This is a genomic window from Rhizobium sp. P2_G9, assembly GCF_056403475.1.
In genome coordinates, this window is record NZ_JBFUFK010000063.1 from 20,822 (window position 1) to 36,455 (window position 15,634).

At 62.6% G+C, this 15,634-nt stretch carries 13 protein-coding genes; 11 read left to right on the top strand and 2 right to left on the bottom strand.

Going from position 1 to position 15,634, the window contains the following annotated elements; genetic code table 11:
• Window positions 1-92: 92 nt before the first annotated feature.
• Complete coding sequence (locus AC1DYF_RS35360) at window positions 93-1,541, top strand: cryptochrome/photolyase family protein (RefSeq protein ID WP_477882921.1); 1,449 nt, start codon at window positions 93-95, stop codon at window positions 1,539-1,541.
• Here AC1DYF_RS35360 and AC1DYF_RS35365 read toward each other — a convergent pair whose 3' ends face one another.
• On the bottom strand, window positions 1,542-1,733 hold the full coding sequence (locus AC1DYF_RS35365) for a hypothetical protein (RefSeq protein ID WP_477882923.1): 192 nt from the start codon (window positions 1,731-1,733) through the stop codon (window positions 1,542-1,544).
• 160 nt (window positions 1,734-1,893) lie between these two features.
• On the opposite strand from AC1DYF_RS35365, the gene AC1DYF_RS35370 reads away from it, so the two are divergent.
• Entirely contained in the window at window positions 1,894-3,918 is a 2,025-nt protein-coding gene (locus AC1DYF_RS35370) for a mechanosensitive ion channel family protein (protein WP_477882925.1), read from the top strand.
• 14 nt (window positions 3,919-3,932) lie between these two features.
• Here AC1DYF_RS35370 and AC1DYF_RS35375 read toward each other — a convergent pair whose 3' ends face one another.
• Window positions 3,933-4,400, bottom strand: coding sequence for an Lrp/AsnC family transcriptional regulator (locus tag AC1DYF_RS35375; protein ID WP_477882927.1), 468 nt, complete (start codon window positions 4,398-4,400; stop codon window positions 3,933-3,935).
• A 126-nt stretch (window positions 4,401-4,526) separates the two neighbouring features.
• On the opposite strand from AC1DYF_RS35375, the gene AC1DYF_RS35380 reads away from it, so the two are divergent.
• Genes AC1DYF_RS35380 through AC1DYF_RS35420 form a run of 9 tightly spaced genes read left to right on the top strand, consistent with a single transcriptional unit; the run spans window position 4,527 to window position 15,366 of the window.
• Complete coding sequence (locus tag AC1DYF_RS35380; protein WP_477882928.1) at window positions 4,527-5,756, top strand: thiamine pyrophosphate-dependent enzyme; 1,230 nt, start codon at window positions 4,527-4,529, stop codon at window positions 5,754-5,756.
• 1 nt (window position 5,757) lies between these two features.
• Window positions 5,758-6,777 (top strand): alpha-ketoacid dehydrogenase subunit beta, encoded by a 1,020-nt coding sequence (locus tag AC1DYF_RS35385; protein WP_477882930.1) that lies wholly within the window; start codon window positions 5,758-5,760, stop codon window positions 6,775-6,777.
• Window positions 6,774-8,036, top strand: a complete 1,263-nt coding sequence (locus AC1DYF_RS35390; protein WP_477882932.1) for a dihydrolipoamide acetyltransferase family protein — start codon at window positions 6,774-6,776, stop codon at window positions 8,034-8,036. The genes AC1DYF_RS35385 and AC1DYF_RS35390 overlap by 4 nt, the downstream gene beginning before the upstream one ends.
• Window positions 8,033-9,430, top strand: a complete 1,398-nt coding sequence (gene lpdA / locus AC1DYF_RS35395; protein ID WP_477882934.1) for a dihydrolipoyl dehydrogenase — start codon at window positions 8,033-8,035, stop codon at window positions 9,428-9,430. The genes AC1DYF_RS35390 and lpdA overlap by 4 nt, the downstream gene beginning before the upstream one ends.
• Before the next feature lie 10 nt (window positions 9,431-9,440).
• On the top strand, window positions 9,441-10,586 hold the full coding sequence (locus AC1DYF_RS35400) for an isovaleryl-CoA dehydrogenase (RefSeq protein WP_477882936.1): 1,146 nt from the start codon (window positions 9,441-9,443) through the stop codon (window positions 10,584-10,586).
• Window positions 10,583-12,193, top strand: a complete 1,611-nt coding sequence (locus AC1DYF_RS35405; protein ID WP_477882938.1) for a carboxyl transferase domain-containing protein — start codon at window positions 10,583-10,585, stop codon at window positions 12,191-12,193. Before AC1DYF_RS35400 ends, AC1DYF_RS35405 begins: the two co-directional genes overlap by 4 nt.
• Before the next feature lie 4 nt (window positions 12,194-12,197).
• On the top strand, window positions 12,198-14,063 hold the full coding sequence (locus tag AC1DYF_RS35410; protein ID WP_477882940.1) for an acetyl/propionyl/methylcrotonyl-CoA carboxylase subunit alpha: 1,866 nt from the start codon (window positions 12,198-12,200) through the stop codon (window positions 14,061-14,063).
• Entirely contained in the window at window positions 14,063-14,515 is a 453-nt protein-coding gene (locus tag AC1DYF_RS35415; protein WP_477882941.1) for a MaoC family dehydratase, read from the top strand. The genes AC1DYF_RS35410 and AC1DYF_RS35415 overlap by 1 nt, the downstream gene beginning before the upstream one ends.
• The gene (locus AC1DYF_RS35420; protein WP_477882943.1) at window positions 14,512-15,366 is read left to right on the top strand and encodes an HpcH/HpaI aldolase/citrate lyase family protein; all 855 of its coding nucleotides are present in this window, start codon (window positions 14,512-14,514) and stop codon (window positions 15,364-15,366) included. The genes AC1DYF_RS35415 and AC1DYF_RS35420 overlap by 4 nt, the downstream gene beginning before the upstream one ends.
• Window positions 15,367-15,634 lie beyond the last annotated feature (268 nt).

The following is a 15,634-nucleotide window of genomic DNA, read 5'->3' on the forward strand; positions in this document are numbered from 1 at the left end:
TGTTGGAATCACCAGTCGATCCCTGGAGTTGTTCCGCGACTGATCTATCCAGTCAGAAGAACCGTATGAAGGCCGGATGCAACGGAGCGCAAATGACAGATCCCTTGGACACGCTTCCGGTCATCCTCTGGTTCCGCCGCGATCTCCGGCTCTGGGATAATCTCGCGCTACAGGCAGCGATCCAGACTCAGGCGCCCGTGCTTGGCGTCTATATCCAAGCGCCGGAGAGCCCTTTCGCAGGCGCGCTGGGCGCCGCGCAGGCCTGGTGGCTGCATCATTCCCTGGCGGCGTTGGAGCAATCACTCAAGAGCGTTGGCAATCGCTTGCTGCTGCTCTCCGGCAGGCCGCTCGACGTGATCGAAGCGCTCATCGAAAAGACCGGCGCCAAGGCAGTGTTCTGGAACAGGCTCTACGACGCCGATGGCATCGAGCGCGACCGCCGGATCAAATCGAAGCTCCGCGATCGAGGAATCGATGCCCAAAGCTTTGGCGGCTTTCTGATGCACGAGCCGACGCGGCTCGTCACCGGCCAGGGCAGCCACTACAAAGTGTTCACGCCCTTCTGGAAGGCGTTCGACGCCGATTTCACACCGCACGATTCCCTGCCGGCACCGAAAATGATCAAGGCGCCCGACCATTTTCCGGCGACCGAAGCGCTCGAGCGATGGCAGCTTACGCCGCATAAGCCGAATTGGGCCAAAAGTTTTCCGGAGCACTGGCAGCCGGGCGAGGCAGGCGCCCTCGCCCGGCTGAAGGATTTCCTCGATCACCGGCTCGACGGATACAAGCAAGACCGCGATCTGCCCGGCAAGGCATCGACCTCGGGGCTGTCGCCGCATCTTGCCATGGGCGAGATTTCGCCGCATCGCATCTGGCGCGCCGTAGGCAAGGCGTTCGATGAACACGGAACCGATGCCATCGCCTTCCGCCGTGAACTCGTCTGGCGTGAATTCTCCTGGCATCTGCTGTTCCACAAGCCGGACATGCCGACGACGAACATGGATCGTCGCTTCGATGCCGTCGAATGGCGCCGGGATAAGAAGGCGCTGAGCGCCTGGCAGCGCGGCGAGACCGGTTATCCGATCGTCGATGCCGGCATGCGCGAGCTCTGGCAGACCGGATTCATGCAAAACCGCGTCCGCATGATCGTCGCCTCCTTCCTGATCAAGGACCTGCTGATCGACTGGCGCGAGGGCGAGCGCTGGTTTCGCGACACGCTCGTCGATGTCGACTGCGCCAACAATGCGATGAACTGGCAATGGGTGGCCGGCTGCGGTCCGGACGCCTCCCCCTGGTTCCGCATCTTCAACCCGGTCAAGCAAGGCGAGACGTTCGACGCCGAAGGCAGCTATGTCAGGCGCTACTGTCCGGAACTGTCGGATCTGCCGGATGAATATATCCATTGCCCGTTCGACGCCCCGCCTGCTGTGTTGAAGGCCGCCGGCGTGACGTTGGGCGAGACATATCCGCACCCGCTCGTCGACCATGCGCATGCCCGCGAGCATGCACTTGCCGCGTTCAAGGCTCTGCCGAAAGCGTGATCAGTGTGTCCTGAGTGCGTCGAGCGCTTGGAGCACTTCGTCCGGATCCCAGCCGGCGTCGAGCGCGGCATCGATCAGCTTGAGGTCGACCTCCGCCTCAAGCTTGAGAAACAAGGGTTCCAGTGCCTCCCGGACCGTCAGGATATGCTCGTCGGGTTGCGTGAGAGGCTGGCGTTGTGCGGTCATCGGCATGAGCCCGGATCTCCTTGTAAAGGTATGATACAAACGGTTGCAACGTGCACGCGGCGCATTGGTTCCTGTTGACAGAAATTTTTAAAACCCTCTCTCATAAACCTCTCGTCTTCACGGGTTAGGGTCGCCGCATCACGGTTTGGGATCGAGGGAGAATGATATGTTGCGCAGGGGGTTGCTCGCCTTTTTCACTAGCCTGCTGGTGGCGCTTTCAGCACTGCCCGGCGCCGCCCAGCAGCCCGGCCCGCCACCGGACAAGATCGCCGAACTGGTCCGGATCCTCGAAGATCCCGCGGTCAAAACCTGGATCCAGGCCCAGACCAAGACCGACAACACCGCAAAGCCTCCGGCAAGATCCCCGATCGATGAGATGTTCCGCATCCAGGCATGGGAAGCGCATGTGCGCACCAATGTCCGCGGCCTTGTCGCCGCGCTGCCGACGGTGCCGGGCGAGTTCGCCGCCGCGATTGGACGCGTCCACAGCGAGGCGCATGACCAAGGTTTCATCTCGGTCATCGCTGTTCTGGCCCTGGTTCTTGCCGCTTGCCTGCTCGGCGAATGGTTCGCAAGGCGGGCTGTTCGTCGGGCCCTGGACAACAATCCGCTGCTGACGCGGACCTATATCGAAGTCGTACCGCTCGCGGTTTTCTCGCTGATCGCCATCGCCGCGTTCCTGTCCGTCGACTGGCCGCCCCTGATGCATGTCACCATTCTCTTTTACCTGGTCGCGGCGATCGCCTACCGGGTCGTTGCTGCGATTTGCGCGACGGCCCTCGCCGCCGGCAGCATTTCCAGTTTCACGTTGAGCAGGATCCTCCGCTTCAGTGCCGTGCTTTTCATCACACTGGCCACCGCCGCGCTGGTCGAGCCGCTCTCGATCCCCGACAATGCGGGCTATGCTGCATTCTTCATCGTGACCGTCGTGCTGCTTGCCATCTGTTGCGAATCGGTCTGGCGCAGCCCGTCCGCCAAGACACGTCCAGCCCGCAACAAGATTTTCGCTACCCTCTATTTCGTTGCACTCTGGCTGATCTGGACCATCGGGCTGCATCTGCTGTTCTGGCTCGGCGTCTATGCAATGGTCCTGCCGCACATCCTGCCGGCTGCCGACCGCATGACCAAGGCGTTCGCGGCGACGCGGTGGCCTGGCGACCCCGAATCGAGCATTCCGACCGTGCTCACCGTTCGCGGCGTGCGGGCGCTGATCATCATCGCGGCCGTTTCCTGGCTCGCCGTGGTCTGGCAGTTCAATCCGCGCTTGCCGGGACATAACGATTCCTGGCTCAACCTGGTCATTTTCGGCCTGATCAAAAGCGTGGTCGTGCTGCTGATCGCCGATCTCGGCTGGAGCCTCGCCAAGGCGCTGATCGATCTCCGGCTCGCTTCCGTCGCCGGCGATTCGCCGCTGCCGGCGGAAACGGCGCGCCGGGCGCGATTGAGGACGCTTCTGCCGATCTTCCGCAATGCGCTCGCTGCCCTCGTGCTGGTGATCGCCGGCCTGATGGTTCTCGCCCAGATGGGCGTCGAGATCGGACCGCTGATCGCCGGCGCCGGCATTTTTGGCGTCGCCATCGGCTTCGGCTCGCAGACCCTGGTCAAGGACGTGATCAGCGGCGTCTTCTACCTGATGGACGATGCTTTCCGGGTCGGCGAATATATCCAGAGCGGCAGCTATAAGGGCACGGTCGAATCCTTCAGCCTCCGCTCGGTTCGGCTAAGGCACCATCGCGGCCCCGTCTTCACCGTGCCGTTCGGCTTACTCGGCGCCGTGCAGAATCTCAGCCGCGATTGGGCGATCGACAAATTCCTGCTGCGTGTTCCCTTCAACACCGACGTCAATCAGGTGAAGAAGCTGGTGAAGACCATCGGCGCCGAGATGCTGGCGGATGAGGAACTTGGCCCGGTGCTCATCGAGACGCTGAAGATGAAAGGTGTCGAGCAGATCGGCGAATTCGGCATCGAGCTATCCTTCGCCTTCACTGCCATGCCGGGCTCGCAATCGGTGATCCGCCGGCGCGCCTATGTGATGATCAGCCAGGCCTTCAAGGCCAATGGCATAGGCTTCGCGCAGACCACGGTGCATGTCGGCGGCAGCGACGACACCGATCTCGCGGTGGCCGCGGCAGCGCAGGCACTGGCGGAGCAGAAGAAGCGAGAGGCGGCAGCGGGAGGGACGGCGGAGTGAACGTCTTGATCCGTTCACCGCACTCCATCGCCGATCGGCAGCCGTGTCGTGTTCTTGATGCATTTCAGGGCGAAATGCGAATGCACCGAGGACACGCCGGGAAGATGCAGGAGCACCTTCTTCAATAGCCCCTCATATTCCTCGATGCTGCGCACGACCACGCGGAGGATGTAGTCGCTGTCGCCGCTCATCGAATAGCACTCGGTAATCTCATCCAGATCCCTTGCAGCCGCTTCCAGCGCTTCGAGCGTCTCCTCGTCATGCTGGCGCAGCTTGAGGTCGGCGAAGACGACCACCGGAAGGCCAAGCGCCACGGGGTTCAACAGGATCGCACGCCCGGCGATCACCCCGTCCGCCTCCAGCTTTTTCACCCTGCGCCAGCACGGCGTATGCGACAGCCCCACCTTCAGCGCCAGATCACTGATGGCGATCTCCGGATTCTCCTGCATTTCGCGCAGAATTTTAAGATCGATCGCATCCATGAAGCCTCATCCTAATTTGAGCACATGAAATAGGATGATCTCGCGATCGGCAAGCTTTGCGCGCACAAATACGCAATTTTGTACCAGGGCATTCGGTAGCATAATATCCGGCAGGAGGAATGCCGAATGCTGAAGAACTCTTCTCTCAAGCTCCATATCCCGCAACCGTCGGCGAGGCCCGGCGACGCGCCGGATTTCAGCTATATCGACATTCGTCCAGCGGGGGAGACCCGCCGTCCTGACATCGACGCCGCCGAGAGGGACATGCGCGACCTTCCCTTCGGTCTCGTCAGGGTTCTCGGAGACGATGCGGCGGCTGTCGGGCCGTGGGACCCACAGCTGAGCGAAGCCCAGCTCAAACGTGGCCTGCAGGCCATGGTACTGACCCGCGCCTTCGACGAGCGGATGTTCCGCCTGCACCGCCAGGGCAAGACCTCGTTCTTCATGAAATCGACCGGTGAAGAAGCCCTGGGTGCCGCCCCTTCCATGGTGCTTGGCATGCAGGATATGTGCTTCCCGACTTACCGTGTCGTCAGCTATCTCATGGCCCGCGACTACCCGCTTCTCGATCTGGTCAACCAGATCTTCTCCAATGCCGCAGACCCGCTCAAGGGCCGCCAGCTTCCGATCCTCTATTCGGCTCGCGACTACGGGTTCTATTCGCTCTCCGGCAATGTCGGTAGCCGTTTCGGACATGCGGTCGGCTGGGCAATGGCGTCTGCCTATATGGAGGACGACAAGATCGCGCTCGGCTATATCGGCGACGGCACGACCGCAGAAGGCGATTTCCACCAGGCGCTGATATTCGCGGCCGTCTATCATGCGCCCGTGATCCTTGCGATCACCAACAATCAATGGGCGATTTCGACCTTCAATGGCACCGCTGGTGGCCAGGAGACCACCTTCGCGGCGCGCGCCCTCGGCTACGGCCTTCCCGGTCTACGGGTCGACGGCAATGATTTCCTGGCCGTCTATGCCGCGACCGCCTGGGCTGCCGAACGAGCCCGGCAGAACCTCGGCGCCACCTTGATCGAGTTCGTCACCTACCGGGCTTCGGGGCATTCGACCAGCGACGATCCATCCCGGTACCGCCCCTCGGACGAACCTCAGTGCTGGCCGCTAGGCGATCCGATCGATCGTCTCAAGGCGCATATGATCCGCCTCGGCATCTGGACCGAGCAAGCGCATGCCGAACTCGTGGAAAGCTGCGAGGCACGGGTGAAGGAGGCGGCGAAGGCGGGCGAAGCTATCGGCACGCTCGGCACCTCGAAACCAAGCGTCAAGGAAATGTTCGAATGCGTCTACAAGGAGCCAGACTGGCGCCTCATTCGCGAGCGGCAGGAAATGGGGTTCTGACATGTCGACGATGAACATGATCCAGGCCATCAATTCTGCCATGGACGTGATGCTGGAACGCGATCCCAAGGTCCTCGTTTTCGGCGAGGACGTCGGCTATTTCGGCGGCGTCTTCCGGGCGACCGACGGTCTTATGGCCAAGCATGGCGCCAAGCGATGTTTTGATGCTCCGATTTCCGAAGGCGGCATCATCGCCACTGCCATCGGCATGGGCGCTTATGGGCTGCGGCCAGTCGCCGAAATCCAGTTCGCCGACTATATTCTTCCCGCCTATGACCAGCTCGTTTCCGAGGCGGCGCGCCTGCGCTACCGCTCCGGCGGCGATTTCTGGGCGCCGATCACCGTGCGCTCGCCCTATGGCGGCGGCATTTTCGGCGGCCAGACCCATAGCGCCAGCCCCGAGGCGATCTTCGCCCATGTCACTGGCCTCAAAACCGTCATTCCCTCCAATCCTTACGACGCCAAGGGCCTGCTGATCAGTTCGATAGAAGACGATGATCCCGTCATCTTTCTCGAACCCAAGCGGCTCTACAACGGCCCCTTTGACGGCCGCATCGGCATGCCGCTGCAGCCCTGGTCGAAGCATCCCGCCAGCGACGTGCCAGACGGCTATTTCACGGTTCCGCTCGGGCGCGCCAATGTCGTCCGGCCCGGCAAGGCCGTCACCATCCTCGCTTACGGCACGATGGTCCATGTCTGCCTTGCCGCAGTGGAAGACACCGGCGTCGATGCCGAAATCATCGACCTGCGCAGCATCGTCCCGCTCGACCTGGAAACGATCGTGACCTCGGTGAAGAAGACCGGCCGCTGCGTCATCGTCCACGAAGCCTCGCGCTTCAGCGGCTTTGGCGCCGAACTCTCGGCGCTCATCCAGGAGGAGTGCTTCTACCACCTCCAATGCCCGATCGAGCGGGTCACCGGATGGGACACGCCCTACCCACATGCTTTCGAGTGGGACTATTTCCCCGGACCGCAACGGGTCGCCACTGCCCTCACGCGCTGCCTGGAGGCCAGGCCATGACATTCCGCTTCAATCTCCCGGATATTGGCGAAGGCACGGCGGAGGCCGAGATAGGAGTCTGGCATGTCGCGCCCGGCGACCTCGTCAAGGAAGACCAGCTGCTCGTCGACATCATGACCGACAAGGCGACGGTCGAGATGACCTCGCCGGTCACGGGACGCGTCGCCTCGATCCACGGTGAGGTCGGTCAGATGGTTCCGGTCGGTGCTCTCCTGGTAGAATTCGTTGTCGGCGAAGACGCAGCCACCGCACCGAGCATGGCGGCTGAAAGCGAACACGCTGCTATCGCCGAACCCCCATCGGCAAAGGCGATGAGCGAGGCACCCGGAGCCGCCCAGCCTTCAATTTCCAACACGCCCCCACTCCTGCCCGCGGATGTCACCACATCGAGACACGAGCGGGTCATCCTGGCCTCTCCTGCAGCCCGCAAACTTGCCTATGAGCGCGGGATAGAGCTCCAATTCGTCGTCGGCACCGGACCGCAGGGCCGGGTGCTCATCGAGGATCTCGATCGGCCAATTCTGGCGCGCGGCGAGGCAGCCCCTCCCGAAGATGCAGTGACCGACCTCAAGATCATCGGCCTGCGCCGGCGCATCGCCGAAAAAATGCAGGAGGCCGCGCGGCAGATTCCCCATTTCGGCTATGTCGAGGAATTCGACCTTACCGAGCTGGAAGCGCTTCGCGCCGACCTCAACGCGACGCGCTCGGAGAAAGAACCGAAGCTGACGCTGCTGCCGTTCTTCATCCGCGCCGTGGTGACGCTCGCGCCGGATTTCCCGCAGATCAATGCCAGGTTCGATGACGCCAATGGCGTCCTGAACATGCATAGCGGCGTGCATGTCGGTATCGCTACGCAGACGCCGGGCGGGCTGATGGTGCCGGTGATCCGGCATGCCGAGCGCCTCGATATCTGGGATTGCGCAGAGGAATTGGCGAGGGTCACGGCTGCCGCGCGTGACGGCACCGCGAAGCGCGAGGAGCTCTCGGGCTCCACCATCACGCTCACCAGCCTCGGCGCCCTGGGCGGGATCGCCGCGACGCCGATCATCAACCACCCCGAAGTGGCGATCATCGGGCCGAACAAGCTGGTCGATCGCCCTGTCGTCATCGGCGGCCAGATCGTCATCCGCAAGATGATGAACGTCTCATCTTCGTTCGACCACCGGATCGTCGACGGCCATGATGCTGCCCGCTTCATCCAGGCGATGAAGCGCCTGATCGAGCGCCCCTCCCTGCTGTTCATCGGGCGGAAGAAATGAGTGACATCAAGACCAAAGTGCTTGTGGTCGGCGGCGGACTGGGCGGCTATGTCGCCGCGATCCGCTGCGGGCAGCTGGGGCTGGAGACCACGCTTGTCGAGGCCGACAGGCTGGGCGGTACATGCCTGATCCGCGGCTGTATTCCGTCGAAAGCACTGATCCATGCCGCCGACGAATTCCGCACCGTCGCGCGCGCCTTCGAAGGCGGCTCGCTTGGCATCAAGCTACGTTCGTCTCCGGAGCTCGATCTCGGTGCGACGATGTCCTGGAAAGATGGCATCGTCGACAAGCTCAATGCCGGCGTCGGGGCGCTGCTCCGCAAGGCCAAGGTCCGCGTCGTCAAAGGCTGGGCCGTGTTCCGCGACGGCAAGACCTGCGACGTCGAAACTGAGGACGGGCAAGTCACCATCACCGCCGAGCACGTCATTCTTGCGACGGGCTCCGTTCCGGTCCACATTCCCAGCCTGCCCTTTGGCGGCAAGATCGTATCATCGGAAGGACTGCTGGCATCGACGGAACTGCCGAAAAACCTGGTCGTCGTTGGCGCCGGCTATATCGGCCTTGAACTGGGCATTGCCTTCCGCAAGTTCGGCGCCAAGGTCACCGTCATCGAGCAGCAGCAGAAAGTGCTTCCCCTCTATGACGACGCGATCTCCGCACCTGTGGAAAAATGGCTGCGTGCCAACGGCGTCGATCTTCATCTCGGTGCGTCGGCCAAGGGCTTGACCGAGGACGGCAACGCGATCGTGGTCGAAAGCGCCGAGGGCCAGCGGTCAGAAATTTCGGCGGATAAAGTTCTGGTCGCTGTCGGCCGGAAGCCATTGGTCGATGGTTGGGGCATCGAAAACCTGGTGCTGAACCGTCGCGGAGCCTTTGTCGCCGTGGACGAGTACTGCGCCACGTCGATGAAGAATGTCTGGGCGATTGGAGACCTCGTCGGCGAGCCGATGCTGGCGCACAAGGCCTCGGCCCAGGGCGAAATGGTCGCCGAGATCATTGCCGGCAAGCGCAGGCGGTTCGCGCCGTTCGCCATTCCGGCGGTCTGCTTCACCGAGCCGGAAGTGGTCAGCGTCGGCGCCGCCCCGGCTGATCTTGATCAGCAACAAGCGATCGTCGCATCATTCCCCTATGCAGCCAATGGCAGGGCCTTGTCGATGGAGGCCGGCGAAGATGGCGGGTTTGTCCGCGTCGTCGCCGACAAACGCTCCAGGCGAATCCTCGGCGTCCAGGCGGTCGGCAAGAATATTTCGGAACTGGCGGCGGCATTCACAAACGCGATCGAGATGCAGGCGACGCTCGATGACATTGCCGGTATCATCCACGCGCATCCGACGCTGGGCGAAGCTTTTCACGAAGCCGCGCTCAAGGCGCTAGGCCATGCTATACACATCTGACGGAGGAATCATGTTCGACTTCTCACTGGGAGACACCGCCGAAGCGATCCGGGATATGACGGCGCGGTTCGCCACGGACCGCATCGCGCCGATCGCTGCGGAGGTCGATGAGACCAACACGTTCCCCCGCCAGCTCTGGCCGGAAATGGGCGCACTTGGCCTGCACGGCATCACCGTGGAGGAGGAGTTCGGCGGTTCGGGATTGGGCTACCTGCACCATGTCGTGGCGATGGAGGAAGTGTCGCGGGCATCTGCTTCCGTCGGGCTGAGCTATGGCGCGCATTCGAACCTCTGCGTCAACCAGATCCGGCGCTGGGGCAACGCTGAGCAGAAGCACAAATATCTGCCGAAACTGATCAGCGGTGAGCATGTCGGATCGCTCGCCATGTCGGAAGCTGGCTCCGGCTCCGACGTCGTCTCCATGCGCCTCAAGGCCGTCCGCAAGGGCGACCGCTATGTGCTGGATGGCACGAAATTCTGGATCACCAACGCCCCGCATGCCGACGTGCTTGTCGTCTACGCAAAGACCGACCCCGATGCCGGACCGAAGGGCATTTCCGCTTTCCTCGTCGAGAAGGGCATGCCGGGTTTCACCGTATCGAAAAAGCTCAACAAGATGGGCATGCGCGGCAGCGATACTGCCGAACTGGTGTTCCAGAATTGCGAAATCCCAGCCGAGCAACTGATGGGCAAGGAAGGCGAAGGCGTCCGTATCCTGATGTCCGGCCTCGATTACGAACGGGCCGTCCTTGCCGGTGGGCCTTTGGGGATCATGCAGGCCTGCCTCGACGTCGTCCTGCCCTATCTGCGCGAGCGCAAGCAGTTCGGCAAGCCGATCGGCGAATTCCAGCTCATGCAGGCCAAGGTCGCCGACATGTATGTGGCGCTCAACTCCGCGCGATCTTACGTCTACTCCGTCGCCAAGGCCTGCGACGAGGGCCGCACGACCCGCACCGATGCCGCAGCCGCGATCCTGCTCGCCAGCCAGAATGCGGTGACGGTGTCGCTGGAGGCTGTGCAAGCCCTCGGCGGTGCTGGTTACACCAAGGAATGGCCTGTCGAGCGGTTCGCCCGCGACGCCAAGCTTTACGACATCGGCGCCGGAACCAATGAAATCCGCCGATATCTGATCGGCCGGGAGTTGCTCAGCCTATGACAGTGATTCCATCGGCGCTCGACACCTCCGGCGGTACTTATGCGGAAAACCGCGAACTGAATCTGAAACTCGCCCGGGAGCTCGCAGATAATGTCGCTCTCGCCCGGCGTGGCGGCGGCGAGAAGGCTGCGGCGCGGCACACATCCAAGGGCAAGATGCTGCCGCGCGATCGCGTCCAGGCGCTGCTCGATATCGGCAGTCCGTTTCTCGAAGTCGCGCCACTTGCGGCGAACGGCATGTATGATGGCGAGGCGCCTAGCGCGGGCGTCGTCACTGGCATCGGCCGTGTTGCCGGACGGGAGGTCATGATCGTCGCCAACGACGCCACCGTAAAAGGCGGCGCCTATTTCCCGATGACGGTGAAAAAGCACCTGCGGGCGCAGGAGATCGCGTTGCAGAACAACCTGCCATGCATCTACCTCGTCGACAGCGGCGGCGCCAACCTGCCGCACCAGGCCGAGGTTTTTCCGGATCGCGACCATTTCGGCGCAATCTTCTACAATCAAGCGCAGATGTCGTCGCAAGGTATTCCCCAGATCGCCTGCGTCATGGGCAGCTGCACGGCGGGCGGCGCCTATGTGCCAGCCATGTCCGACGAGACGGTCATCGTCCGCAATCAGGGAACGATCTTCCTGGCCGGACCGCCATTGGTCAAAGCGGCGACGGGTGAAATCATCTCGGCCGAAGAGCTTGGCGGAGCGGAGACACACGGCCGCAGGTCGGGTGTTGTCGATCATGTCGCCGACAATGACGAACACGCGCTGCTCATCGTCCGCGACATCGTCAAGACGCTGAACACGGTCAAGTCACCAGACGTTGACCTGGCGCCGCCGCGCCCGCCAGTGCTCGACCCTTCCGAGCTCTATGGCATTATCCCGTCCGATGTGCGTTCCCCTTACGATGTCCGCGAGATCATCGGCCGCATCGTCGACGGATCGGAACTGCATGAGTTCAAGTCGCTCTACGGCACGACACTTATCTGCGGCTTCGCCCGTATCTGGGGCATTCCCGTCGCCATCCTCGCCAACAACGGCGTGCTGTTTTCGGAAAGTGCGCTGAAGGGCGCGCATTTCATCGAACTCGCTTGCCAGCGGCGCATTCCCCTGCTCTTCCTGCAAAACATTTCCGGCTTCATGGTCGGCGGCAAATATGAGGCCGGTGGCATCGCCAAGGATGGGGCCAAGCTGGTCACGGCCGTCGCTACGGCTAGCGTGCCCAAGGTCACCGTCCTGATCGGCGGCAGTTTTGGCGCCGGCAATTACGGCATGGCCGGCCGCGCCTACAGGCCGCGATTCCTGTTCACCTGGCCCAACAGCCGCATCAGCGTCATGGGCGGCGAACAGGCCGCCTCGGTTCTCGCCACCATCAAACGGGACGGCATGGAAGCGAAAGGCGAAACATGGTCCAATGAGGAGGAGGATGCCTTCAAGAGCCCGATCCGGGAGAAATACGAGACGGAAGGCAACCCGTATTTCGCCACGGCGCGGCTATGGGATGATGGCATTATCGACCCGATCCAGACCCGCGACGTGCTCGGTCTGGCATTCTCCGCGGCGCTGAACGCTCCGATACCGCCCTCGCCGCGCTTCGGCGTTTTCAGGATGTAGGCCGATGATGGAAAGCCTTCTCATAGCCAATCGCGGCGAGATCGCCCGGCGTATCATCCGCACCGCCCGCGCCATGGGCATCCGCACGATCGCGGTCTATTCCGATGCCGACGCAGGCCTGCCTTTCGTCCGCGAGGCCGACGAAGCTTTCGCGCTTGGCGGAGCCGCAGCACGCGACAGCTACCTGTCGCAGGAGAAGATCATCGACGCAGCCCGCAAGACCGGAGCTGCGGCGATCCATCCGGGATACGGGTTTCTTTCCGAAAATGCCGAATTCGCCGAAGCGGTCCAGGCATCAGGCATCATCTGGGTCGGCGCGCCGCCGCATGCGATCCGCGCCATGGGCCTCAAGGACGCCGCCAAGCGGCTGATGCAGGAGGCCAGCGTCCCGGTCACCCCCGGCTATATGGGCGAGGATCAGTCGCTCGAAACACTCGAACGCGAGGCGGATGCCATCGGCTATCCGGTGCTGATCAAGGCGGTCGCCGGCGGTGGCGGCAAGGGCATGCGCCGCGTCGAGGCCGCGGAAGAGTTCGCCGAAGCGCTGCAATCGTGCCAGCGTGAAGCCAAGACATCGTTCGGCGATGACCGGGTGCTGATCGAGAAATACATTCTRAACCCGCGCCATATCGAGGTGCAGGTGTTCGCCGACACGCTCGGCAACTGCGTCCACCTTTACGAACGGGATTGCTCTGTCCAGCGACGTCACCAGAAGGTAATAGAGGAAGCACCCGCTCCCGGCATGGACGAAGCCACGCGGCAAGCCATCTGCGGTGCCGCCGTTCGCGCCGCACAAGCCGTCTCCTATGTCGGCGCGGGAACCGTGGAATTCATCGCCGATTCCTCGCAGGGCCTGTGCGCCGACCGCATCTGGTTCATGGAGATGAACACGAGGCTGCAGGTTGAGCATCCCGTAACGGAAGCCGTGACCGGACAGGATCTCGTCCACTGGCAGCTCGAAGTCGCGGCTGGCAAGCCGCTGCCCAAGACACAGGATCAGATCCGGCTGAACGGCTGCGCCGTCGAAGGCCGCCTTTATGCCGAAAACCCTGCAGTCGGATATTTGCCGTCGACGGGGACATTGACGCACCTGCGTCTGCCCCGATCCATCCGCGTCGACAGCGGCGTCGAGGAAGGCAACGAGATCACGCCTTACTATGATCCGATGATTGCGAAACTGATCGCTTACGCAGGTGATCGGACATCGGCGCTCAATCGGCTCGCTGCGGCCTGCGAGCAAGTCGAAATCTGGCCGGTGAAATCCAATGCCAATCTGTTGGCACGGATCGCCGCCGATCCGGATTTCCTGTCCGGTGCAGTGGACACCGGCTTCCTGGAACGCAAGGGAGCCGAGCTCGTCCCCACGGAGCCTGATGACCTGTCTGCCGCTCGTGCCGTTGCGACATTGGCTTCCTCTTCGCGTCCCGACCCTTGGGAGGCTCTTTCGGGCTTCCGCGTCGATGCCGCGCCTGACCTGCGGGCCAGAGTGACCATAGGTGGTCGAGCACGATGGGCGGACGGTGCCAAGACGGCTGCTGCGACATCAGCAGTCATCGACGGTCACCACATCATGTTCGAGTGCGGAAACGCCTGGCAAATCGGCATTCCCTCTACCGAGGCCGGACAGGCTTCGGGCGGCTCCTCCGACGGCTCGGTGTTGTCGCCGATGCCCGGCATGATCACCGTCGTCGATGTCGCGCGCGATCAGAAAGTTGCCAAGGGCGACCGCCTCGTCGTCGTCGAAGCGATGAAGATGGAGCACACGCTGCGTGCGCCGTTCGACGGTGTCGTGGAGCAGGTCGCGGTCGCGACCGGGGACAAGGTTTCGGAAGGCCAGTTGACTGTGGTGGTCGGCAAGGGAGAGCATTGATGGCTGGAAGGTTCTTCGATGAATGGACGGTGGGCGACAAGATCGTCCATGAACTCCGTCGCACCGTCACCGAGACCGACAATCTCCTGTTCACCACCCTTTCCCACAATCCGCAGCCGCTGCATCTCGACGCTGAATACGCCGCAGCAACCGAGTTCGGCCGCATCGTCGTCAATGGCATATTCACCTTCGGCCTCACGGTCGGCCTGTCCGTCGGCGACACCACGCTCGGCACGCTCGTTGCCAATCTCGGTTACGACAAGGTGGTCATGCCAAAACCCGTCTTCGTTGGCGACACGCTGCATACCGAGACCGAAGTCGTAGAACTCCGGCCATCCAAGTCGCGGCCGGACGCAGGTATCGTCACCTTCAAGCACACAACGCTCAACCAGCGCGGCGAAGTGGTCTGCCAATGCCTGCGGACCGCGTTGATGAAGAGGAAGTCCCAATGAGAATGCGCTCGCTGCTCTTCGTTCCCGGCGACCGCCCCGAACGGTTCGAAAAAGCTGCGACATCCGGCGCGGACGTCTTCATCATCGACCTGGAAGATTCCGTCTCGATCCAGAACAAGCCTAGGGCTCGCGATGCGCTCGCCGGCCACGCTCTCCCGAGAAGCACGCCGGCGGCCATGTTCGTCCGGATCAATCCCATCGACAGCGGACATCTCGTAGACGACCTCGAAGCGGTGCGGGCCGCGAGGCCGGATGGCGTCATGCTGCCGAAATGCGAGGGTGCAGAGACGGTTGCGACGCTTTCGCAAAGGCTCGCAGCACTGGGCCTGGGATCGCTGCCCATTCTCCCAATCGCCACAGAGACACCCGCCGCCGTCTTCAAACTCGGGACCTACGGCGAAGTCTCTGCCTTGATCTGCGGCCTCACCTGGGGTGCTGAGGACCTGCCCGCCGCAATCGGAGCGACGGCATCCCGAGAGGCGGATGGTCGATACACCGCGCCATACGAAGTCGTACGTTCACTGACACTGTTCGGCGCGCATGCCGCGCATGTGCCGGCCATCGAGACCGTCTATCCGGATTTCCGGGACGAGAGCGGTTTTCGCGCCTGTGCCTCACGCGGACGCCGCGATGGGTTTTCGGGAATGATGGCGATCCATCCGAGCCAGGTCCCGGTCATCAATCAGGCATTCACCCCTGACGAGGCCGAAGTCGCGCGGGCGAAACAGGTGGTCGAAGCGTTCCAGGCGAATCCAGGGGCCGGCGTTATCGAGATCGGCGGTCGCATGTTCGACCTTCCTCACCTCAAGTCCGCGCTGAACGTGCTTTCGATGGCGGGCGCGGCGGATTGAACCGGCTCCCTTCCGGGGCAATTGCAGGTGATGCAAAGACCCCTCCCCAACCCCTCCCCACAAGGGGGAGGGACTTAACCCAGCCGCACCTCCGGTGCCACAGGTGAGGCTCGAAGCGTGCCGCGAGTCTTCTCCCCCCTCACATGAGGATTTTGCTGTCAAGGTATGAGTTAGGGATTTCCTGTTTGTTCGACGGGTTGGCCTTCCTGTTCGTCCCGACCTTACGGTTTTGTATGGCATCGCGCGCAGAGCGGGGCAAGGGTCGGCC